Here is a 21,773-nt window from a genome sequence, read left to right on the forward strand (position 1 = left end):
CCGGTACTTACCTGGCTCCCCGGCTCAAGGGGTGGGGTGGTAGCGGGCGTGGACGATCCGACCACCGCCGATCGTCAGCTCCCACGTGGAGGCGTAGCCGCATTCCTGGCCACCGCTGATCTCTGCGCCATCGGAGACCAGGTCCCGGACCACGTCGAATATCACGTCGGAGTGGCTGCACAGCACTGTCGGCGAGGTCTCGGGATCGGCCGCCAGGTCCCGGATCAGGGTCGTGGTGTTCCGCGATGCCCCCTCGAATAGGTGGTCGACCACCTCGGGCAGGATGCCCAGCCGGGTGCACAGCGGGCCCACCGTCTGGAGGCAGCGGACGGCCCGGCTACTCAGGACGCGGGTCGGTGGCCGATCGGCGAACAGCGCCGACACCAAATCGTCCAACCGACCGGCCTGGGCAGCGCCCCTGGCGTCCAACGGCCGGTCGACGTCCTCGCCAACCCATCGGTAGGGATCGCCGGCCGACCCGTGGCGGATCAGGAGCAGGCTCATCCCGGTCCCCGGAGGTCAGCAGAGATCTCTCGACAAGTGTTCGGGACCCCTCCAGGGTGGACGTGACTGGCGCAAAGGGCGGCCACGGGGCGTGGTGGAGAGGTGGAGGCGTGGCCGAGCTGATGACACTTCACGGTGGCGCGGACCGTCGAACGAGACGTCGCTACGGGCCTAGCCCGTCACGTCGGTGATACAGACGGCGTCGCCCATTGGCAGCGACGACCGCATCTCGGCCGTCGCCTCGCCGTATAGCGTCGAAAGCATCCCTCGGACCAGGCCCCGGTCCACGGCACAGATCACCGGGTGCTCGATAGGGGCGCCCCCGAACGGGCAGTGTTCGGAGACGATACGCAGGCGGTCGTCAGCCGCCCGCTCCGCCCGGGCCGCGAAGCCATGGGCGGTGAGGGCCTCGGCCACCACGTACATCGCCGATTGGAAGGACCGGTGCACCTCGTCGGTCCCGAGGGACTCGGCCATGCTGCGTCCCACCTCGGCGCCCACCTCCTCGGCCATGGCCTCGGCCTGTTCCGAGGGCAGGAGGGCCAGCGCCCGGCCAAGCAGGCTGACTAGGACGGCATCTTGGCGGACCGGCAGCTCCAACGGAATGCCGGGATCGGAAATCCGGTAGTGCTTGGACGGGCGGCCCGCCGTGGCTCCCTCGGCCCGCTCCACGGCCACCTCCAGGTAGCCGCCGGCGGCCAGCTTGTCGAGGTGGTGGCGGGCCACGTTGGGATGGAGGTCGAAGGCGGCCGCTGCCTCGGCCGCTGTGACCCCATCGTCGGCCTCTCGGACGTGCAGGTAGATATCACGGCGGGTCGGGTCGCCGAAGGCGCCAGTAATCGCGGTGACCGCCGATGAGAACTCGGTGGCCGTGAGGGGGGCCGTGTCCACCCGGCTATTCTACCGAACCCGACTCTCCGGTCGCCCGGCCGGGTCCGCCGGTGGCATCGTGGCTGGTTCCCGGGCGGATGGAGGACGTCGGCAGCCCCGTGGCGGATCCTGTCCGGGGCACGGGAGGAGTATCCGTGCCGGTCACCGAGTCCCAGGTCATCGAGGCCCTGCGCCCTGTCCACGACCCTGAATTGAGGCGCAGCATTGTGGACCTGGGCATGGTCCGCGGGGTTGCTATCGACGGTCTGCGGGTCAACGTGCAGGTCGCCCTCACCGTGCCCGGCTGCCCCCTGAAGGCTGAGATCCAGCAGTCTGTGGACGACGCCGTAGTGGCTCTCGACGGCGTAGACGCCGTGGGCGTCGACTTCACCGTCATGAGTGATACCGAGCGCGAGGAACTCCGGGAGCGACTGCACGGTGATCCGTCGGCGACCGCGGGGACCAACCCCACCTTCGGGCACTCCGAGGGGCGGTCCGTGCCGTTCGCTGAGGCCAACTCATCCACGCGGGTGCTACTCATCGCGTCGGGCAAGGGCGGGGTCGGCAAGTCGTCGGTCACCACCAACCTGGCCGTGGCCCTGGCCGGTCGGGGTCGTGACGTGGCCGTCGTGGACGCCGACGTCTGGGGCTTCTCCATCCCACGGATGCTGGGCGTGTCCCATGCCCCGACGGTCATCGACGACATGCTCATACCGCCGGAGGCCCATGGTGTGCGCTGTATCTCGATGGGGTTCTTCGCCGAGGAGGACCAGCCGGTCATCTGGCGGGGCCCGATGCTGCACAAGGCCCTGGAGCAGTTCCTCACCGACGTCTACTGGGACGAGCCCGACTACCTACTGGTCGACCTTCCGCCCGGGACGGGCGACATCTCGATTTCGCTGGCCGGCTTCTTGCCCACCGCCGAGATGTACGTGGTCACCACCCCCCAACCGGTGGCCCAGACGGTGGCCCAGCGGGCGGCCTTCATGGCCGAGAAGGTCAACCTCAAGGTCCACGGCGTCATCGAGAACATGTCCTGGTTCACCGGCGATGACGGGACTCGCTACGAGCTGTTCGGCGCCGGTGGTGGAAACTCACTGGCCAAGCGACTGGACGTGCCCCTTATCGGTCAGGTCCCGTTGGTGCCCGAGCTACGCGAGGGTGCCGATCACGGTCGACCGGTAGCCGAAGACCCGACCAGCGAGGCGGGCGCCGTGTTCGCCGAAATGGCCCGGCTGCTGGACGTTGAGATGAAGCCGACGAAGCGTCGGCACAGGGAACTGAAGATCATCTGAGCCGGTCGCCGACCGGTCGGAGCGAACCCGAGGAGGATGAGGGTGGACCTGCGTATTGGGGTGACTAACGCCCCGAAGGAGATCACAGTGGAGTTGGCCGACGACACCGACGTGGACGCCCTACGGGCCGACGTGGACCGGGTGGTCGGTGGCGAGGAAGGGGCCGTGCTGTGGCTCACCGATGTCCGGGGTCGGCAGGTGGGGGTCCCGGCCGACCGGATCGCCTACGTGGACGTGGGCGCCGCCGGATCCGACAACCCGGTCGGCTTCGGCTGATCCGCTGACAGCGAGGGCCCCGTGGCGACGTTGGCCGACCTGGCCCGGACCCACACGGATCTCGACGACGAGGACATCGGCCTTCTTCAGGATCTGTCCAGCACCTGGGGCCTGCTGGCTGACCTCTCGTTCGCTGACCTGCTGCTCTTCGGCCGCCGGGACGGTGAGCCCAGGGGTCCCCTGGTCCTGCTAGGCCACGTCCGACCCACCACCGGCACCACCCTGTACCGGGCCGACCTAGTCGGCCAGGTCTTCGAGTCGTCGCGCCGTCCGTTGGCCACCGAGGCCTTCGATACGGGAAGCACGACCGCCGGGACGGTCAGCGTGGGAACCGACCGGGATGTCAACGTGGTGGCTATCCCGGTCCGACGGTCGGGGCGTACGGTCGGCGTGGTAGTACGCGAGAGGTTCCGCCCGGAGAGCCGTCCGACCAGCGAGCAGGAGCGCACTTATCTGACGGTCTTCGACCGGTTCGCGTCCATGATCGAGGCAGGCGAGTTCCCGTACCGAGACGTGGAGCGCCTCCGCCACCGGACACCCCGGGTGGGCGACGGCCTCCTATTGGTCGACGCAGAGGGCCGAATCGAGTTCGCGTCGCCCAATGCCGTCTCCGTCCTCCATCGGCTAGGGATGACCCGGGGCGTTGTCGGCGCCCGATTCGGCGACACCGGGTTGGGCTCGGCGATGCTGCGATCAGCGTTCTCCCGGCGGACGGCGGCCATCGACGAGATGGAGCGGTCCGACGAGGTGGCGGTGGTCAGCCACTGCTTTCCGCTGCTGGACACGGGGGTGGCCACCGGGGCCATCGTCCTGGTCCGCGACGTGACCGAACTCCGCCGACGGGATCGCCAATTGGTGTCCAAGGACACCACCATCCGGGAGATCCACCACCGGGTGAAGAACAACTTGCAGACCATCTCGTCGCTACTGAGGCTCCAAGCCCGGCGGCTGCAGTCCGACGAGGCCCGAGCGGCCTTGGGGGAGTCGGTACGTCGCATCGGGTCCATCTCCGTCGTACACGAGACCCTGGCCCAGAGCGCCGACGATGACGTGGCGTTCGGCGAGATTGTGCGCCCTCTAGTCCGCGTTGTGGAGGAGAGCGTCTCCTCGCCGTTGCGTCCCCTGTCGTTCACGGTCCAGGACGAGGCGGGCGTAGTTCCCGGCCAGGTCGCCATGACCCTGGCCGTGGTCCTGACCGAGTTGCTCCAGAACGCCGTGGACCATGCCTTCCCACCAGACGAGGTGGACACCTCGGCCTCGGGAACCGTACGGATCGAGTTCGACCGGCGTGCCGACGGCCTGGCCGTGCGGGTGGTCGACGACGGGGTGGGGGTTCCCGAGGGCTTCGACGTGGCCGAGGCCACGGGCCTCGGGCTGACCATCGTGCGGACATTCGTGGAGGGCGAGCTGGGGGGGCGCATCCGACTAGATCGGGTGGACAACGGCTCCGGGACGGTTGCCGAAGTGTGGGTGCCTGGCTCCCGGCTGGTCGGCCTAGGGGGAGACGCCCGTGACCCGGCCACCTAAGCCCGCGTGGAGACACCCGCGACCCGGCTACCTGAGGCCGTGCACCGCCCTAGGGTCGGCTGGGTGGGAAGCCGTCGGAGGCACAGCAAGTGATCGTCGGCAGGCCTGACGGCCGACCGCTGGTGGTCGCCCACAGGGGTGCCTCGGTGGACCGGCGGGAAAACACCGTGGAGGCGTTTGAGGAGGCCGAGACGCAGGGGGCCGACTGGGTTGAGTTGGACGTCCGCCTGTCGGCCGACGGCGTGCTGGTCGTCCACCACGATGCCCACTTCGATGACGGGAGGCTGGTCCGCGAGACGCCGGCTGACGAGGTCCCCGACTATGTGCCCAACCTCGCCGAGGCCTTCGAGGCCTGCGGCGGCATGGGGGTGAACGTGGAGGTGAAGAACCTGCCCGGTGATCCTGACCACGACGTTTCGGATCAGGTCTGCGCCGCGGTGGCCGGGCTGGTGGCTGCCTACCGGCCGACCGACGAGCTACTGATCTCCTCATTCGACATCTCTGCTGTGGACCGGATCCGCGGCACGGATCCAACCCTTCCCACCGGCTGGCTGGTTGTGGAGCGCCACGGAACCGACCTCGTCCTCGATCGAGTCGTAGCCCATGGGCACGGTTCCGTGAACCCGTGGGACGAGCTGGTCGACGAGTCGATGGTGGTGGCAGCCCACCAGCGGGGCCTCCGCATGGTGGTCTGGACGGTCGACGATCCGGGTCGCATTTCCCAACTGGCTGACTGGGGGGTAGACGGCATCATCACTAACCGGCCCGAGTTGGCCCGCCGGGTCATCGATGGTCGCCTCGACGGGACCTGGGTCGACGGCTAGCCAGGCTCGGCCTCGCCGACCGAAGTCAGTCGAAGGCAGCCGACGCCAGAGGGACCACCAGGTCCAAGGCGTCCGGCTGGTGGTTTACCACCAACTCGGTGGCCGTTCCTAGATAGTCGCCGTCGACCTGCCACGGCACGGCCCTCGACGCGACCACCGTGGCTTCGGTGACGTCGGACCGGAAGTTGACCGTCGGGTTGGCGGCCGGTGACGACCGGGTCAGGCCGAGCGAAGCGGCAACCACCGGCAGTAGGCGGGCCGGGGACAGGCTCTGGAAGGTGATGGCGGCCAACGGGTCGTCCAGAGTGGTACCGGGGGCCAGCGACAGGCCCCGGGTGCCCAGATAGGTGTACGGGTCAGTGTTCAGGAACACCGCGAACACCCCGGGTACCCCGGTCGACGGGTGAGGGGCCTCCTCGTCGCCGAGGACCCTGGTAGCCACCCGGAAGGTCGGGTTCCGGTGGTCGTAATGCCGTAGCCACGTGTCGACGGCCGCCACGATGAACAGGGGGTGTCCGGCGAACCGCTTCAGGAGACCGCCCCGGCGCTCCACCTGTTCGACCACCGCGGCGTCGAAGCCCACGCCGGCATGGAACAGGAAGTATCGCTGGTTGATGGACCCGAGCCCGATTCGTCGGATGGAGGCCGCCTCGACGGCGTCCAGCAGAGCTCCCGTGGCCTCGACCGGGTCGTCGGGCAGGCCCAGGGTCCGGGCGAACACATTGGTTGACCCGCCGGGGAGGGCAGCCAACGCTGTGTCGGTGCCGACCAGGCCGTTAGCTGCCTCGTTCAGGGTCCCGTCACCACCCAGGACGACCACCACGTCCATTCCGTCCTTGGCAGCGCTCTGGGCCAGCCGGGTGGCGTGGCCCCGCCGGGTAGTGGCCGCTACCTCCAGGCGGTGGTCGGCCGACAAGGCCTTCTGGATCACGATCCGGGTCCGGGCCGTGACCGACGAGGCCGAGGGGTTGACCACCAGGAGGATCTTCACGACACGGTGGCCATGTCGCGGCGGGCGGGAGATCCGGGGGTGCCGTCCTGAAACGGATCGTCGACCACAGACGAACCCTACGTCGCGGGCCACCTTGGGGCCGGAGACCGCTGGTGACCGACGACCATCGCGAAAACACCTTCCACGGATGGTCCGGTTCTCGTCCTCGTCGGGCACACTTTGCGACATGAACGTCGTCGTGTGTGTGAAGCAGATTCCCGATCCGGCCGACCCCGGGGTGTTGGATCCGGAGACCAGGACCCTCAAGAGGGACGTCAAGCTCATCTTGGACGAGTCCGACTCCTACGGGGTCGAGATGGGCCTGCAGTTGGTGGACGCCGCTGGCGAGGGTGAGGTCACCCTGGTGTCGATGGCCCCCAACAATGAGGTAGGCGGCCTCCGGACCGCCCTGGCCATGGGCGCCGCCGGTGCTGTGCTGATCAGCGACGAGGCCCTGGCCGGCTCGGATGCCCTATCCACGGCCAAGGTCCTGGCCGCCGCCATCCGGCGCTACGAGCCCGACCTGGTCTTGACCGCTACCGAATCCAGCGACGGCTACACGGGAACGGTCCCCGTCCAGGTGGCCGAGCTGCTCGGGCTGCCGTCGGTGACCTTCGGCAAGGAGATCGAGGTGTCCGGTGGCACGGCCACCGTCCGCCGACAAACGGAGGCCGGCTACGACGAGGTGGAGTGCCCGCTCCCCGCCGTGGTCTCGGTAACAGCCGGCGTGGTCGAGCCCCGGTACCCCTCGTTCAAGGGGATCATGGCTGCCAAGAACAAGCCGGTCGAGGAACTCGATCTGGCAGGTCTGGGCATCGACCCGGCCACCGTCGGCTGGGCCGGTGCACGCCAGGAGATCACCGAGATCACCGAGGCGCCCGCCCGCGAGGCCGGCGAAATCATCCACGACGAGGGCGACGCCCACGAGCGCATCCTGGCGTTCCTGGACGATCTCAAGGTCCTGTAGGAGGTCATCATGGGAATCTCGAAGATTTGGGTGTTCGGCGAAGCCACGGAGGCCGGTGCCACCGCGTCCACGCTAGAGATGCTGACCAAGGCCCGCGACCTGGCCGACACCGTCGAAGTGGTCATGTCGGGCGACGCCGCATCCGTGGCCGGTCCGCTGGGTGCCCACGGGGCCACCACCGTCCACACCATCGGCGACATTGAGGGAGCGCTAGCCGGCCCCCGGGTGGCCTCGGCCATCGCCGGTGCCGTGGAGGCAGGTTCCGGTCCAGACATCCTGCTGTGCGCCACCTCGTATGACGGCCGCGACGTGGCCGGCCGCCTGTCGGCCAGGATCGACCGCCCAGTTATCACCAACGTTGTTGACCTGGCGGTCGACGGCGACCGCCTGCTGGGCAGCGAGCCGGTCTTCGGCGGGACCACCGACGTGACCACCGGCTTCACCGACGACGGCCTGGCCATCTTCCTGGTCCGTCCCAAGTCATTCGCTGCCGAGGAGTCGGGCGGCGGGCTGGCTGACGTGGCCGAACTGGCTGTCGGCGACCTCGGGAACACCGGGGCGGCCACTGTGCGCGAGCGCTTCGTCGAGGAGAGCAGCGGTCCGAAGTTGGACGAGGCGGCCGTCGTGGTCTCTGGCGGCCGGGGGTTGGGCGATCCTGAGAAGTACGAGATGATCGAGTCGCTAGCCAAGCTGGTGAAGGGCGCCCCAGGGGCGTCACGGGCCGTAGTGGATGCCGGCTGGGTGCCCTACTCGTACCAGGTGGGCCAGACCGGCAAGGTCGTCAAGCCGACCGTCTACCTGGCCTGTGGCATCTCCGGTGCGACCCAGCACCTAGTGGGAATGAAGGGTTCAGCCAACATCATCGCCATCAACAAGGACGAGGAGGCGCCGATCTTCGGCGTGGCCGACCTCGGCATCGTGGGCGACGTGCACAAGGTCCTGCCCAAACTGATCGAGGCGCTCCAGGCCCGAGGCTAAGGGCCGCCGGCCGTCGAGGCGACCGCTCCGGCGACCCGGATCAACTGGTCCGGTCAGCGACGTCCCGGGCGTCCAATGCCCATGCCAGCCCATCGGCCGGGTCCTCGACGGCTATCAGCAGATGCCAGCCGGTGGGTGGCGTTCCATCGTCCCACCGCCACCACCTGAGCTCGGCGACCGCTCCTCCCAGGTCCTCCCCGTCGGGGGGCCAAGCCTCGTCCAGGCCGGTGAGAGCCGCCGCGCACCACCAGGCTTCGAAGCGGCCACGGGCCATGCCCCGACGCCGACCGTGGGCGCCTCCAGATGCCCCGGCCCATGCCAGCAGCCCTAACGCCTCATCGACCGGCAACCTGTGGTGGCGACCGGGGTGCCCGCTGAGCGAGGCCACGGCCTGGGCTGCGGTTCCCCGGACCGCAGCGGCCCTCCGAAGGCCATTGGACTGCTCGGCCCACACGGCGGTCAGGTCTCCGAGGGCGGCCAACCCGGGATCTCCGTCCAGTCCGGCAGGTGGTGCGTCGTCCACGGCGTCGACGGTGCGAGTGGGCCCGGGAGCCGGGACGGGGTCCTCCACGGAGTAGGCCCCGATGGCCGGCCCCTCGAGGCGGGGTTCCCATGGGGCGAGGGTCAGGGGAAGTCCAAGCGGGTCCTCGGCCAGGTCCGTCCCCGTGAGGTCCTCACCCCGGGCGACCCGTTCGTGGGCCACCACCGACCGGACCGGGCCAGCGTCGATCGGGAAGTGGGGTTCGAGGTCGACCCACCGGTGGGTGGAGGCCACCACCTCGGCCAGAGGGGCCAAACCGAACGTGGGGGCGTCGCGTAGCACGGCGGCTGCGGCACGGTCGGCGGGTGCCTCCAGCGCTAACCGGTGTTCGGCATGGTCGGCGGCCGGCCACAGCTGGTAGCCGCGATCGTGGGCCTTCCGGGCCCGGAGCGCCACCTGTTCCAGGTCGTCCCAGGCGCAGCCGTCACACGCCTCATCGACCAGGCGGAGTAGCCCGTCCAGGTCGCCGTTACCCAGCAGGCGGTCGAGGCCGGGGCCGCTCACCGGGTCCCCACCCGGGCAGTGTCCCGCCGGGCGGCTGCGGTGGTGCGACCGGTGCCCACGTGGAGGGTCACGAGATCCACCTTCCAACCGATGGTCACACCAGCGGCCACGGAACCCGCCGCCCGCTGGGGTCGGCCGGGAGTTCGCCGGCGTCCAGCACGGCCCGGGCCCGGGTCACCACGGCATCCCGCTCGAACGGGTCGAGGAGGTCGGCCAGCCCGTCACTTAGGCCGTCGGAAAGCAGGCGGCCTAGGTCGCCTGCCAGGTCGTCGCCGAGCGGATCGCCGGCGAAGTCCCAGACCACGGTCCGGACCTTGAACTGGTGGTGGAAGCACAGGGCGTTGTCGATGGCCCACAGGTGGCCGTCGAGGCCGGCGAGGACGTGGCCCGCCTTGCGGTCTGCGTTGTTGGCCACCAAGTCGAAGGCGGCCAGGCGACGGAGGTCGGCTACCCGGTCCGGGTCGTGGTGGAGGGTGAAGTAGTGCTCCTCGTAGTCGCACGGCACGTACAACTGGACCGATCCCTCTCCGAACGGGCCGTCGCGGACGATCGTCGGGGGGACCAGACCCCACCCGAGGAGGTTGGCCAGCTCCCACGCCGCGGCCTCCCGCCGGTACAGGCCGGGGGGGAAGTCGTGGAGGGGTCGCTCGCCGCGCCCCGGCTTGTAGACGCCCTGGATTAGGGGAAGGGGGCCGTCGTCCGGTGGGGTGACGTCCACCAGGAAGGTGGCGTTCGAGGTCCACGGCATGCGACCCAAGACTTCCAGGCGACCGGCGGCTAGCACTTCTACGGCCGTCGCGTCGTCGATCGGGCCCCGGGCCCGGAAGGGGCTGGGGGCTCCATCTCCGGTGGCCGGGTCTGGCGGCGCTGGGGCGTCAGTTGGCACAGGGGCACCAGCCGTCGACCGCGGGGTCGAGCGGTGCGCCGCACCACGGGCACGGTGGTCGGCCGGCCGCCACTAGTTCCCGGGCCCGGACGATGAAGGCGGCCACCAGCTCGCGGCGCATCGGGAACCGGGCCTGGGCTGGGACCAGGTCCTCGTCCCGCAGTAGTTCCTCGGCGATAAGGACCAGGCGGTCGGTGGACTGCTGGTAGGTCACCCCGAGGCTGCCGACCACCCAGTCGGCTTCCTCGGGGTCCTCGAACCGGGCCGACGTCTCCGCTACCTCGACGGCCGGTTCGTCGATCGGCGGCAGGTCGCCCATCAGGCCGTGCAGGAACTCGGCCAACCCGGCCACCTGTTGCTTCTCCAACTTCAGGGAGACCACCTGTCCGGCCCGGCGGGCCTGGAGGAAGAACACCCGCCGCCCCTGCGGTCCGGTGGTCCCGGCCGTGAAGGCGTCGGTGTCGTCCCAGTCGATTTCCGGCCGTTCCATCGCTGACGAGCCTACGAGTCGGGGTGTCCGGCGGTCCGGAGTTGGAGAGCTCGGGCGGCCGCCGCCTGGTCGAGGTACACGAGGATCTCTTGGGTGTTGGAGGCCGGGTCCATGACGCGTGCCGTGTAGGCGTCGACCACCAGTTGCTGGACGTCCGGGTGGTGGGGGTCGGCGTACCACGCCCAGTCGGCCAGGTGACAGGCCTGTGCCACGTCGGCGTCCACCAGCGAGCGCGCCCGGGCCACCAGCGGGCCCAGGCCGCCGGCCAGGTCCACGATGGTGGCCGCCTGGTCGACCAGGGGGGCCGGGGACCAGTGCGAGGGGATGTCGTCCCACCATCCCGTCCAGCGCTTGATGACCATCCGGGCGATGTCCCCGGGGGTGACGTACTGGATGGCCAGGGTCGGGTGGTCGGCGAAGCGTTCCGGCCAGTCCAGCGTGTCCACGATGAGGTCCTTGCGGAGGCGACGGTTCAGGCCGTCGACCACGTGGTCGATGATGTGCTCGAGGGCGTCGGCCAGGAGGTGGAACTCGGATCGGATCAGTTCGGGGTCGGTGATCGGCTCGCCGTGGCCGGGGAACAGAAAGAGCGGGCTCAGGTCTGCCATCTCCCTCATGGCCAGGACCCAGTCGTCGGTGCCCCGCTGGGTCCGCTTGCCATTGCCCAAGTTGGGCAGGAAGCCCTGGTAGTAGTCGGCGCTGTAGAGGGCCCGGCGGTCGGGGAACCAGGCGTAGCACTGGTCGTCGGTCTCTGCTGGGTGGTGAACCAAGTGGATTTCTTCGCCGCCGACGGTCAGCACGAGGCGCTCGTCGAAGGTCTCAGTCGGCCAAGCTAGGTCGTCGCGAGAGGTGGGCAGGTGGTGGGGGGGCTGGTTCATGTAGCGGGCCAGTGAGCCTCGGAGCCGGAGGTAGTAGTCGAAACGGTCAGCGACGCCCCGGTGGGCCACGATCCGGGGCCCTCCAGCGGCGATCGTGGTCTCGTCCTCTAGGAGGGCCCAGGTCCCGTAGGCGTGGTCAACGTGGCCGTGGCTGTACACGATGGTGTGGATCGGGCTGTCGGACACCGAGCGAATGGCCTCCAGCAGGGCGGGCCCGCCGGGCGCCATCGCCGTGTCACAAACCACCAGGCCATCGTCGGTTTCGAACACGGCGCTGTTCACGAGGGGCAGGCGGACCAGCCATGACCGGGGGGCTACCTCGACCACCCGGGTTTTGGCCCGAAGGTCCTCTACGGCCGGCCCCGAGTGGCGGTTGAACATGGCCTGGCCGGCGGGTCGGGAGTACTCGCCGCCAAAGGAGCCCCCCTCGGCCACCCGGGCCATGAGTTCCGGGTAGCCCACCACCAAGTCGATGCGGGCCGCCGTGCACTCGGCCACGTCGAGGCCTAGGTCACCGTGTTCTAGGGCGGATGGCGAGTCGGTCACCTTGGGGGCCTCCGTCGGGGGTTCAGGGGTGGTCGGCCAGGTGGCCGGTGGCGTTGATGCCCAAGATGTGGGGTCGGTGTGACCCGTGCAGTACGGCGCTCACCGAGCACGGACTGACCTCCAGCCGCTGGAAGAGGTCCAGCGGGGTGCCCAGGTCGCGGGCCAGGATCGCCTTCAGGGGATCGGCATGGGAGACGCACACGATGGCCTGGCCGGGGTGCCGGGAAACCAAGGAGTCCACCTGGCCGGTGATCCGGTCCTGCATCCCGGCGAACGACTCGCCCTTTGGGAACCGGAAGGTTGACGGCTGGTCCTGCACGGTTGCCCAAGACTTCAGTTTGCGGAGTTCCCGGAGGCGACGACCGGTCCAGGCGCCGAAGTCGCACTCGTTCAGCCCGGAAGCCGTCCGAACCCGGCACCCGATAGCCCGGGCGATGGGTGCGGCCGTTTCCTGGGCCCGTTCCATGGGCGAGGCGTAGACGGCGGCGATGGCTCCGCCGGGCAGCCCGGGCGCCCGGTCGGCCAGGTGACGGGCCACAGCCTCGGCTTGGGCTCGCCCCTCGTCTGAGAGGTGCAGATCGGGGGCCCGACCGGGGAGACGTGCCCCGGTAGTCGGGGTGTGGCCGTGACGGACATAGAGCACGAGGGTGGGGGCCATCGGTCGCTGAACCTACCCTGCCTTCGTGGACGGTGGCCGGGCGCTGCAGACGGTGCACGACGAGGTGGTGTCCTGCCGGGCCTGTCCGCGCCTCGTGGCGTGGCGAGAACAGGTGGCCGCTGAGAAGAGGGCTGCCTTCCGGGACCAGGACTACTGGGGTCGGGGGGTTCCCGGCTTTGGCGACCCGCGGGCCCGGATCCTGGTCGTGGGGTTGGCCCCAGCTGCCCACGGGGCCAACCGGACGGGACGGGTGTTCACCGGGGACCGGTCGGGAGACTTCCTGTTCGCGGCGCTCCACCGGGTAGGCCTGGCCAGCCAGCCAGAGGCCGTGGGCCGCGACGACGGCATGGTGCTGGACGACGTGTTCATCACGGCGCCGGTCAAGTGCGCCCCACCGGCCAACAAGCCCACCCCCGACGAAAGGGCGGCCTGTCGGCCGTTCTTCCAGCGGGAGGTGGAGGCCCTGGAGCGGGTCAGGGTCGTCGTCGCATTGGGCCGGATCGGCTACGTAGCGGCGGCCGCCGATTTCGGGCTGCGTCCGCGGCCGGACTTTGGCCACGGGGTGGAAGCACCCCTGCCCGACGGTCGGACCATCCTCTGCTCGTACCACGTCAGTCAGCAGAACACGTTCACCGGTCGGCTCACCGGTCCCATGTTCGACGCCGTGTTGAACCGGGCCCAGGGGCTGGCCGACGGTCGGTGACCGGGACGGGGGTAGGTCGACGGGCCGGTAGCCTCGGCGCCGTGGTGAACCGTCTCCGTTGCCTCCTGGCCGCTCTCGCCGTGGTCGTCTTGGCTTCCGGCTGTATGAGTTCCGGGGAGCCCGTCTCTTGGGAGGACCAGGCCGACGAGACCGGGGAGGGCCTCGTTGAACGGGAGTTCACAGCGGCCTGCCTGGCAGCCAACGACGATCTCGCGACGGTCCGGGCCAAGGACTTCTGCGGGTGCGTCTTGGACCGGGTGCAGTCTGCGGTGACATTCGAGGAGTTCAAGGGCCTCGACGACTTCATCGACAAACACCGGGACGACGTCACGGTCGCCATGCTGGGCGAGCACTACGGCTGGTTCGTGGAGGCCACGGAGACCTGCGGCGCCTAACTGGCTTCTGGCGGCCCGGGGGCCGTCGGCATTTCAGCCGGCCCTGACGGGCAAACCCACCCGGGCCGTCGGGTTGGCCCACTCCGGCCACCGCTCACGGCTCTTGGCCGACAGGCGATGCATGAGGGCGATGGCTCCGGGGTCGCTGTCGCCCGGCCGTCCCTCGATCACACCCTCGGCCAGCATCTGCATGATGATCTGGCGTCCCAGCTCGGTCCGCACGATGGTCAGGGTCCAGTCGTTGTTCTCGCCGATACCACCCGTCGAGATGTCAGCGTGCTCGGCGGCGAAGTCGGGGCAGTAGTCGCACCCCTCCCGGGTCCAGGCATGGCACTCCTTGAGGTTGACCTCGTGGTAGTCGCCGTTGCGCATCCAGATCTGGAACACGCCCTTGATGTTCATCTTGACCATGTCCTCCTTGCGGAGGCGGTACTTGGCCAAGAACAGCTCCTCGAAGATGGAGTCGTCGAACGACTTGGAGCACAGCAGGCCAATGTTCAACTTGATCGGCTTGCCGACCTTGCCGACCTTGCGGTGCCACATCACCGGTCCGATCGACGTCTGGCAACTCATCCCCACCAGGGCCAGTGAAGACAGACCCCGGTCCAAAGCCTCGGGAATGGCCAACGTGTTGGCCGAGTAGGTGTAACGGCTCCCCGCTCCGGCCAGTACCGATTCCCGGTCGGTGGCCACGGCCGGTACGGCCTTCCAACTCCCGTCGTGCTCCAGGTGGGAGGTCAGGGCACCGTCGATGACGCCATTTTCCAAGCACCAGATGAGGATCGCCGAGACCAGGCCTCCGTCCTGGCCCACGGTGTGCACGGCATCGTCGGAGGCTCGGGTGAGCAAGATGTCCTTGTAGACGCCGGACATCTCATCTGGTCGGCGCTCCCGGGCGAACAAGTGCCGGTCGGCCTCGGTCTCCCAGTCTCGGAACCGGGGACAGGCCCGGGTGCAGGACGTACAGCCCTTCTGGCCGTGGCCGCAATCGTCGAGTCCCAGCTCCTCCTCCAGGTGGAACGGGCGGTACTTCCCGGGCTCGTGCTCGTATCCGATGACGTCATGCGGACAGGCGATCACGCAACCAGCACACCCCGTGCACAGCCCCGAGGTGATGACCTCGTCGTAAAGCTCCTTCCACTGGAAGGACCACTTCTCGCGGGGTGCAGCCACGGGCCGACACTAGCCATGGTCTCGCGGTCGTCCGAGTCCCGGACCGTGCGGTAGGAAACACCACCCTCTCAGGGGTCAGCGGTGTCTGCGATTGGTGGCGCCCCTGACAGGACTCGAACCTGTGCACACGGCTCCGGAAGCCGATGCTCTATCCGCTGAGCTACAGGGGCCGGGACGGGTCAGGCTACCCCGACCTCAGGATGCCCCGATCGCTGCGAAGGGTCTGCAGTTGGCGCTGGTCGGGCCTGTGGGGACAACTACCGCGGACCGGAGTGATTGTTGATTGCTACCGACCCGATTGCCTTCTAGCCGACCGATCGGAATACGAGATCTCCAAGCGGCGAACCGTTCCTGATGCCTACGATCCCTGAGACCAGACAGAAGAAAGAAGGGCAGGAGGAGCGATGAGCGGAACGATGGTCGAGTTCCCGGCCAATGGGACAACAGCCGGTGGCTACCTGGCTGTACCGGACGGTGGCCGTGGCCCCGGCGTGGTCGTGCTCCAGGAATGGTGGGGCCTCGTCCCCCAGATAAAAGGGGTGTGCGACCGCCTGGCCTCGGAGGGCTTTGTGGCCCTGGCCCCCGACCTCTACCACGGGGAGATGGCCGAGCACACAGAGATGGACAGGGCCGGCGAGCTGATGACCTCCCTGCCACCCGACCGGGCGGCCCGTGACATGTCGGCGACTATCGACCACCTGCTCTCCTTGGATACCACCACCGGTGAGGCCGTAGGTGTGACCGGCTTTTGCATGGGCGGGATGCTCGCCCTGCTGATCGCTGCCCGGGAGGGCGACCGGGTAGCCGCCGCCGCCCCTTTCTACGGTGCCCCTCTCGGTGACGGCGCGCCCGACTGGTCGGGTCTGACGGCTGCTGTGGAGGGCCACCTGGCCGAGAACGACGACTTCTTCCCTCCGGAGGCCATCAACGCTCTGGGCGCAGAACTCCGGGAGGCGGGCCGCGACGTGGTGTTCCACGTGTATGAGGGCACCGGGCACGGTTTTGCCAACGAGGAGAACCCGCTGGGGACCTGGGACGAGGCCGCCGCCGCCACGGCGTGGGCTCGCACGCTGGCCTTTCTGGGCGCTCACCTCTGACACCCACTTGCTGATACCGGGTCGGACCGCCCGGTAGCTCAGCCCGGGTCGACGGCCAACAGGGCGGCGCCTATCGCCCCGGCGTCCGGACCTAGTTGGGCCAACACGACTTCGACCGGGGGCCGGGAGTCCGCTCCGGGGACCAGGCCGGCCAGGGCTGTCGCCACCCCGTCGCGCAGCGGCTCGCCGACGTCGGCCAGCCCGCCACCCAGCACGACCCGGGACAGGTCCAAGAGGACGACCAGGTTGGCCACCCCGCGGGCCACCTCGGTGCACCACTGGTCGAACACCTCAGCGGCTTGCGGGTCGCCGTCGGCCATCGCCTCGACGACGTGGTACCCGGTGACGGCGTTCGGGGAGCCCGCCAGGGCCACCCCACGGTCGAAGGCCCCGGTCGTTGCGGCCTCGCTGCCGAGGCGCCCCAGGGCGTTGCCCGAGGCATAGTGCTCCCATGGGCCCCGGTGGCCGGAGAGGTGCACCGGCCCGGCGGCGTTTACCACCATGTGGCCTGGTTCGCCGGAGAACCCGTGGGCGCCCCGGTGGAGGCGTCCTCCCAGGACGAAGCCACCGCCGATGCCCGTTCCCAGAGTTACCAGGGCCAGGTCGTCGCAGTTCCGGCCCGCTCCGAACCGGGCTTCGGCCAGGGTGGCCGCCAAGGCATCGTTGCCCACTGTCACCGGGAGCCCGACGGTTTGCTCCAACTCGGGTCCTACCGGGTGGCCGACGGCCCCCGGAAGGTTGGGCGACCACGTCACCGTGCCCGCCTGGTCGGCCAGGCCTGCGATGCCCAGGCCCACGGCCTCCACCGGCTCCGGGCTGCGGTCCCGAAGGGCGGCCACCAGAGTGGCCAGGGCGGCTACCAGGGCCGGACCGTCCTCGACGCTGGACGCTCGCTCCCGGTCGACGACAGCCGCCGACCCGGCGTCGACCAGCAGGGCTGACGCCTTCGTCCCCCCGACGTCGATCCCAACGATCATGGGATCGAGGTTACGGCTGTCCTGTGAGGCCGAGTCGGCTCAGCGACCCAGGCCGGTCAGGTCGGCTAGCACTGCGGCGTTGCGGTCCTCGTCGGAGTCGATGCCCGAGGACGTGGCGGCACCCCGGATGATCCGTCGCCGCACCGCGGCCGAGGCAGTGTCGATGCTCAACACCACGGCGATGGTCATCAACAGCACGGCGCCTACTGCCGGGAAGTTGCGAAACACCAGTTGGGACACCAGCTCAGAGCCCACGCCGCCGGCGCCGATCATGCCCAGCACCGCCGACGCCCTCACGTTGATCTCGAAGCGGAACAGCCACTGAGAGGTCACCACGGGCAGGATCTGAGGCACGACCCCCCAGCGCATTCCCGACACCCACCGGCCCCCGGTAGCCGCCACCGCTTCCAGAGGCCCGGTGTCCACCCCCTCGATAGTCTCGGTAGCCCACTTGCCGAGGGTGCCCACCGAGTGGATCCCGATGGCGAGCGCACCGGCCCACGGGCCCAGCCCGGTGATCGGGATGAGAATCACGGCCAAGATCAGCTCCGGTACGGCACGGATCACGTTGAACAACTGGCGTACCGGGATCCGAACCGCAGCCGGTGCCACATTCTCGGCGGCTAGGAAAGCCAACGGTAAGGACAGCGTGGCCCCGATAAGGGTGCCGATCCACGCAATGTGCACCGACTCCAGCACCTTGCCCACCACCCCGCGCTCAGCGGCTTCGGCAAAGGCTGGCGGGACCATGCGACGGAAAATGTCCCAGGCATCGCCGGGTGCACCGAGCAGACGGTCAAGCGAGACGCCCAGGCCAGATACCGACCAGCCGACAACCACGACCAGGATCGCCGCCGCCACAGCGCGGCGACCCGACCTGGTGGGGGCGACCGGTCGGTCCGGAGAGGCGATGGTCGGGTTGGCAGACATGTCAGACCAGCCGCCTGCGGATGGCCACGCTGACCTGCTCAATCACGAAGACGACCACAAAAACCAGCACCAGCACGCCCAGTACCCGGTCGAACCGGAAGTACTGCCGTTGGGCCTCGACCACCCGTCCGATGCCCCCGGCGCCCACCAGGCCCAGCACCACCGATGCCCGGATGTTCAACTCGAACACGTACAGCCCGTAGGCCACGTACTCGGGAAGGACGGTGGGCAGGACGCCGGTCCGGACCACGGGACCGTGGCGGCCGCCGGCCGCCCGGGCCGCCTCCAGCGGTCGGGGATCGGCACCGTCGATGGTCTCGCTAAACAACTTCACCATCACGCCCAGGGAGAAGACCGAAAGGGCCCAAGAACCGGCGAACGCCCCGACCCCCACCGCGGTGACCAGCAACTTGGCCCAGAAGAGGTCAGGTACCGCCCGGACCACGTTCATGGCTGACCGGCTGACCACCAGGGTTACCCGGTTCGGAGAGGTCAACGGGGACATGGCGAAGGCCAAGGGGAGGGCCAGGGTGCAACCGATGAGAGTGGAGACCACAGCGATCTGGAGGGTTTCGACCAGGGGGTCCAACACGTTGTGCCGATCCAGGACCCAGTCCCACGGGATGGGCCAGAACTTCTCCCACAGGGGGTTCGACCAAACGTTCCAGAACGTGGAGGCGTCAAAGCCGACCTTGTGGCCGGCAAACAGTGTGTAGGCGGCCAGGGCACCGACCACCGGCCACAGTCGGAGGCCGCGGCGGGGGCGAGACGGCCGCCCCGTGGTAGTCCCGACTAGGGGTGTGTTCACCCGGCGGGCTCAGCATCGACGGCCAAGAGGTCGTCGTCGGTGATCGCCCTGCCGTAGATCTCTTGGAAGGTGACGTCAGTGACGTCGGAGATGTCGCCGTCGAAGACCACCTCGCCGTCCCGCAGGCCCACCAACCGGCTTCCGAACTCCCGGGCCAGGTCCAAGAAGTGCAGGTTCACCAGCGTGGTGATCCCCATCTCGCGGTTGATGCGCTGCAGATCTCCCATGACCTGCCGGCTGGTGACCGGGTCCAGAGCGGCCACCGGCTCGTCGGCCAGCATTACTGCCGGCTCCTGGGCCAGGGCCCGAGCGATGCCCACCCGTTGCTGCTGTCCGCCGGACAGGTTGGAGGCCCGTACGTACGCCTTTTCGACAATGCCCACTCGCTCAAGGGCTTGGAGGGCCGCCTCGCGCTCGGTGGACGGCCAGAGCCCAAGAGTGGACCGCCAGGCCGGGACGGCGGACAGGCGTCCCATAAGCACATTGTTCAGTACCGAGGTGCGGTGCACCAGATTGAACGTCTGGAAGATCATCCCGATCCGCGAACGGATGACCCTCAACTCGGCGGCTCCGGCGCCGACCACCTCGGTCCCGTCGATGGTGATCGACCCGGAGGTGGCCGGCACAAGGCCATTCAGGGCTCGAAGGAGCGTGGACTTGCCCGCCCCCGAAAGCCCGACGACCACAACAAACTCACCGTCGTCGACCCGGAGGTCCACGTTGCGCAGCGCCTGAACGCCGCCCCGGTAGGTCACCGAGACGTCGTCGAACCGGATCACGGCCCGTGCGTCGGTTGTGTCGTGGTCGTCGGTTTCGGTACCCCGATCAGCCGGGGGCCTCGGTGATCCCGAGGGCTTCAGCTGCCTTTCGGACGATATCGAAGTCAGACTCGACAGCTCGACGGATCGATGTCCAGCCGTAGGCCTCGTCGAACACCGCCTCACCCTCCTCGGTCTCTAGGTAGGCGTAGATGGCGTCGTAGACGGCGTTCTGCAACGAGTCGGGCAGCAGCGAACTGGCGGCCACCACGTCGTTGGGGACCTCACCGGTGACATTGAACACGATCACCTTGTCACCCACGTCGGTCTTCTCCTTGCGCAGCGTGCGCCGGGCATCGTCGTAGGACACACCGACATCGGCATCGCCGTTGTAGACGGCAATCACGGCGGCATCATGTCCGCCGGTAAAGATCGGGGTGATGTCGTTTACCGGATCGATACCTGCCTCAATCAGCTGCAGGGCCGGGAACAGGTAACCGGAGGTCGACGACTCGGAGGTGAAGGCCACCCGCTTGCCCTTAACCTTGGACAGGTCAGCCATGCAGGAGGTCCCAGGCGATACGTCGCCGGCGTCCACCGACTCGCCGAGGGCCTTGCCGGAATCGCCGAAGTAGACGCCGACCTGCAACGCCACGGCCTCCAGGGCACCGACCTGGACCACTCCGTTGTCCGTGTTCTCCAGGGCCGTACCCGACTCGGGCGCCGTGTCGCACAGCGATGGGTCGTTGGTCATCCACTGGCCGTGATACGTGGCGGACCCGTACCGGATGGCCTGGATCAGCACCTCCATATTTCCGAACTGCTGCTGGGCCAGCGTGTAGCCGAACGGCCCGAAGGCCCCCAGGTCAGCCTTGCCGGTTCCCATGGCCGTGACCAGGCCGGTGTAGTCGGTGGTCACCACGCCCTCCACCTCGATACCGAGGGCCTCGGACAACACGTCCATGAAGGGTTGGATGTTGTCCTGGAGCGCCTCCTGCTCCGAGCTGGGGACGAAACCGAACGTGATGCTGTCCGGCCAGGTCCCGTCGCCGGCGGTCGACCCCCCGTCGTCGGAACACCCCGAGGCCAGTAGGCCCAGAGTGAGTAGCAGTGCGAGTAGTGAACGAGCCTTCATGGGACCTCCCCACGAACTTGGTGGCGACCCCTGGTGGCTCGCCGACGCCGCGACCGTAGTCAAGCGAGACGATCCCTGCATCACCCGTGCTGGGCTGCCCAGGGACCGGGCGTAGGGTGCCGCGATGCCGGGCCCCATCCGAGACCAAACGGGCCTCGGCCGGGTATCGGCGACCGCGGCCGTCTGCTGCTGGTCGACCGGGAACGTCATCGTGGCCGGGTTCGACATGCCCGGCCTCCAGACCGGGTTCTGGCGGCTCGTGCTGGGGTCGGTGGTCTACTGGGCGGTCCTCCACGCCAGCGGGCGGCGCATCACCTGGGCCGTGGTGCGCCGGGTCCTCCCGGTGGCCGTCACGTTCTCCCTAGAACTCGGGGCCTTCTTCGTTGCCCTCCACCACACCACCGTGGCCAACGCCACCACCATCGGGGCTCTCCAGCCCATCGTGCTGATGGCCGTGGCGTCGCGCCGCTACCGGGAGAGAGTCGGGCGGTGGCTAGTCGGCGTGGCCCTACTGGCCATCGGCGGCGTGGCCCTGGTGATGTACGGGGCTGGAGGCGAGGTCCGGCCCGAGGGCCACCTGACGGGAGACCTTCTCGCCGTGGTCGCCATGGTCCTGTTCTCTGCCTACTTCATCCTCGTCAAGGACGTCCGCCAGCAGATCGACACGTTCACACTTCAGGCCGCCTCGATGACCATCGGGGCCGTGGTGCTGCTTCCCATAGCCGCCGTGGAGGCCGGTCAAATCGTTCCCGCCTTCCCGTCGTGGTCGCAGTGGGGGGTCCTGGCCCTCCTGCTGGCTATCCCCGGAACTGGGCACTTCTTCATGAACTGGGCTCACCTCCACGTCAGCCTCACCTTGGCCGGCCTCCTGACCCTGGCTATCCCGGTCCTCTCCACAGTGGGCGCCTGGTTGGTCCTAGACCAGCGGGTGGCTGTCCCTCAGGTGGTGGGCATGGCCGTGGTGCTGGGTGCCCTGGTCCTCGTGGTGCGACAGGACGCTCGGCTGCACGCCGAGCCAAGCTGAGCAAAGAGTCCCGGGGTCCATAACGGCGGACAAAGCGC

The 21,773-nt window shown here is 68.8% G+C and carries 24 protein-coding genes and 1 tRNA gene; 10 read left to right on the forward strand and 15 right to left on the reverse strand.

From position 1 onward, the window contains the following. Window positions 1–24: 24 nt before the first annotated feature. Window positions 25–504: a histidine phosphatase family protein gene (locus tag MK181_02065; protein MCH2418580.1), complete on the reverse strand. Its 480-nt coding sequence runs from the start codon at window positions 502–504 to the stop codon at window positions 25–27. Window positions 505–675: 171 nt separating this feature from the next. Beyond that, window positions 676–1,395 carry a helix-turn-helix domain-containing protein gene (locus MK181_02070; protein MCH2418581.1) on the reverse strand — a complete coding sequence of 240 codons (720 nt, stop codon included), beginning with the start codon at window positions 1,393–1,395 and terminating at the stop codon, window positions 676–678. Between the two features lie 134 nt (window positions 1,396–1,529). Here MK181_02070 and MK181_02075 point away from each other — a divergent pair, with 134 nt between their 5' ends. From MK181_02075 to MK181_02090, 4 genes are all read left to right on the forward strand, one after another. Continuing rightward, the gene (locus MK181_02075; GenBank protein ID MCH2418582.1) at window positions 1,530–2,669 is read left to right on the forward strand and encodes an Mrp/NBP35 family ATP-binding protein; all 1,140 of its coding nucleotides are present in this window, start codon (window positions 1,530–1,532) and stop codon (window positions 2,667–2,669) included. 42 nt (window positions 2,670–2,711) lie between these two features. Further along, window positions 2,712–2,945, forward strand: coding sequence for a DUF3107 domain-containing protein (locus tag MK181_02080; protein MCH2418583.1), 234 nt, complete (start codon window positions 2,712–2,714; stop codon window positions 2,943–2,945). Between the two features lie 21 nt (window positions 2,946–2,966). Further along, window positions 2,967–4,472: a PAS domain-containing sensor histidine kinase gene (locus MK181_02085; GenBank protein MCH2418584.1), complete on the forward strand. Its 1,506-nt coding sequence runs from the start codon at window positions 2,967–2,969 to the stop codon at window positions 4,470–4,472. A gap of 89 nt (window positions 4,473–4,561) precedes the next feature. Further along, complete coding sequence (locus MK181_02090; GenBank protein MCH2418585.1) at window positions 4,562–5,296, forward strand: glycerophosphodiester phosphodiesterase; 735 nt, start codon at window positions 4,562–4,564, stop codon at window positions 5,294–5,296. Window positions 5,297–5,321: 25 nt separating this feature from the next. Here MK181_02090 and MK181_02095 read toward each other — a convergent pair whose 3' ends face one another. Continuing rightward, window positions 5,322–6,287 (reverse strand): hypothetical protein, encoded by a 966-nt coding sequence (locus tag MK181_02095; protein MCH2418586.1) that lies wholly within the window; start codon window positions 6,285–6,287, stop codon window positions 5,322–5,324. 187 nt (window positions 6,288–6,474) lie between these two features. On the opposite strand from MK181_02095, the gene MK181_02100 reads away from it, so the two are divergent. Both MK181_02100 and MK181_02105 read left to right on the forward strand, forming a co-directional pair. Then, window positions 6,475–7,254: an electron transfer flavoprotein subunit beta/FixA family protein gene (locus tag MK181_02100; GenBank protein ID MCH2418587.1), complete on the forward strand. Its 780-nt coding sequence runs from the start codon at window positions 6,475–6,477 to the stop codon at window positions 7,252–7,254. A 9-nt stretch (window positions 7,255–7,263) separates the two neighbouring features. Further along, window positions 7,264–8,232 carry an electron transfer flavoprotein subunit alpha/FixB family protein gene (locus MK181_02105; protein ID MCH2418588.1) on the forward strand — a complete coding sequence of 323 codons (969 nt, stop codon included), beginning with the start codon at window positions 7,264–7,266 and terminating at the stop codon, window positions 8,230–8,232. A gap of 40 nt (window positions 8,233–8,272) precedes the next feature. Here the strand turns inward: MK181_02105 and MK181_02110 are convergent, their stop codons facing one another. From MK181_02110 to MK181_02130, 5 genes are all read right to left on the reverse strand, one after another. Further along, window positions 8,273–9,277, reverse strand: coding sequence for a hypothetical protein (locus tag MK181_02110; protein ID MCH2418589.1), 1,005 nt, complete (start codon window positions 9,275–9,277; stop codon window positions 8,273–8,275). Between the two features lie 94 nt (window positions 9,278–9,371). Beyond that, window positions 9,372–10,163, reverse strand: a complete 792-nt coding sequence (locus MK181_02115; GenBank protein ID MCH2418590.1) for an SCO1664 family protein — start codon at window positions 10,161–10,163, stop codon at window positions 9,372–9,374. After that, window positions 10,153–10,653, reverse strand: coding sequence for a DUF3090 family protein (locus MK181_02120; GenBank protein MCH2418591.1), 501 nt, complete (start codon window positions 10,651–10,653; stop codon window positions 10,153–10,155). Before MK181_02120 ends, MK181_02115 begins: the two co-directional genes overlap by 11 nt. Before the next feature lie 11 nt (window positions 10,654–10,664). Next, window positions 10,665–12,077: an MBL fold metallo-hydrolase gene (locus tag MK181_02125; protein MCH2418592.1), complete on the reverse strand. Its 1,413-nt coding sequence runs from the start codon at window positions 12,075–12,077 to the stop codon at window positions 10,665–10,667. A 22-nt stretch (window positions 12,078–12,099) separates the two neighbouring features. Next, window positions 12,100–12,735: a histidine phosphatase family protein gene (locus tag MK181_02130; GenBank protein MCH2418593.1), complete on the reverse strand. Its 636-nt coding sequence runs from the start codon at window positions 12,733–12,735 to the stop codon at window positions 12,100–12,102. Between the two features lie 25 nt (window positions 12,736–12,760). Between MK181_02130 and MK181_02135 the strand changes: the two genes are divergently transcribed. Further along, entirely contained in the window at window positions 12,761–13,438 is a 678-nt protein-coding gene (locus tag MK181_02135; GenBank protein ID MCH2418594.1) for a uracil-DNA glycosylase, read from the forward strand. Window positions 13,439–13,479: 41 nt separating this feature from the next. Then, window positions 13,480–13,833, forward strand: a complete 354-nt coding sequence (locus MK181_02140; GenBank protein MCH2418595.1) for a hypothetical protein — start codon at window positions 13,480–13,482, stop codon at window positions 13,831–13,833. A 33-nt stretch (window positions 13,834–13,866) separates the two neighbouring features. On the opposite strand, the gene MK181_02145 is transcribed toward MK181_02140, so the two are convergent. Then, window positions 13,867–15,006, reverse strand: coding sequence for a Coenzyme F420 hydrogenase/dehydrogenase, beta subunit C-terminal domain (locus MK181_02145; GenBank protein ID MCH2418596.1), 1,140 nt, complete (start codon window positions 15,004–15,006; stop codon window positions 13,867–13,869). A gap of 95 nt (window positions 15,007–15,101) precedes the next feature. Beyond that, a tRNA-Arg gene (locus MK181_02150) sits at window positions 15,102–15,176 on the reverse strand. A 234-nt stretch (window positions 15,177–15,410) separates the two neighbouring features. Between MK181_02150 and MK181_02155 the strand changes: the two genes are divergently transcribed. Then, window positions 15,411–16,103, forward strand: coding sequence for a dienelactone hydrolase family protein (locus MK181_02155; GenBank protein ID MCH2418597.1), 693 nt, complete (start codon window positions 15,411–15,413; stop codon window positions 16,101–16,103). A gap of 38 nt (window positions 16,104–16,141) precedes the next feature. Here MK181_02155 and MK181_02160 read toward each other — a convergent pair whose 3' ends face one another. Genes MK181_02160 through MK181_02180 form a run of 5 tightly spaced genes read right to left on the reverse strand, consistent with a single transcriptional unit; the run spans window position 16,142 to window position 20,711 of the window. Further along, window positions 16,142–17,080: an ROK family protein gene (locus MK181_02160; GenBank protein ID MCH2418598.1), complete on the reverse strand. Its 939-nt coding sequence runs from the start codon at window positions 17,078–17,080 to the stop codon at window positions 16,142–16,144. A gap of 39 nt (window positions 17,081–17,119) precedes the next feature. Continuing rightward, a complete protein-coding gene (gene phnE / locus MK181_02165) occupies window positions 17,120–18,010 on the reverse strand; it encodes a phosphonate ABC transporter, permease protein PhnE (GenBank protein ID MCH2418599.1) in 891 nt (296 codons plus the stop codon). A gap of 1 nt (window position 18,011) precedes the next feature. Then, complete coding sequence (phnE, locus tag MK181_02170; GenBank protein ID MCH2418600.1) at window positions 18,012–18,818, reverse strand: phosphonate ABC transporter, permease protein PhnE; 807 nt, start codon at window positions 18,816–18,818, stop codon at window positions 18,012–18,014. Then, complete coding sequence (gene phnC / locus MK181_02175) at window positions 18,815–19,597, reverse strand: phosphonate ABC transporter ATP-binding protein (GenBank protein MCH2418601.1); 783 nt, start codon at window positions 19,595–19,597, stop codon at window positions 18,815–18,817. The genes phnE (MK181_02170) and phnC overlap by 4 nt, the downstream gene beginning before the upstream one ends. Before the next feature lie 46 nt (window positions 19,598–19,643). After that, window positions 19,644–20,711: a phosphate/phosphite/phosphonate ABC transporter substrate-binding protein gene (locus MK181_02180; protein ID MCH2418602.1), complete on the reverse strand. Its 1,068-nt coding sequence runs from the start codon at window positions 20,709–20,711 to the stop codon at window positions 19,644–19,646. A 124-nt stretch (window positions 20,712–20,835) separates the two neighbouring features. On the opposite strand from MK181_02180, the gene MK181_02185 reads away from it, so the two are divergent. Beyond that, the gene (locus MK181_02185) at window positions 20,836–21,735 is read left to right on the forward strand and encodes a DMT family transporter (GenBank protein MCH2418603.1); all 900 of its coding nucleotides are present in this window, start codon (window positions 20,836–20,838) and stop codon (window positions 21,733–21,735) included. The last annotated feature ends 38 nt before the right edge of the window (window positions 21,736–21,773 follow it).

The organism is Acidimicrobiales bacterium (genome assembly GCA_022452035.1).
Classification (GTDB): Bacteria; Actinomycetota; Acidimicrobiia; order Acidimicrobiales; family MedAcidi-G1; genus UBA9410.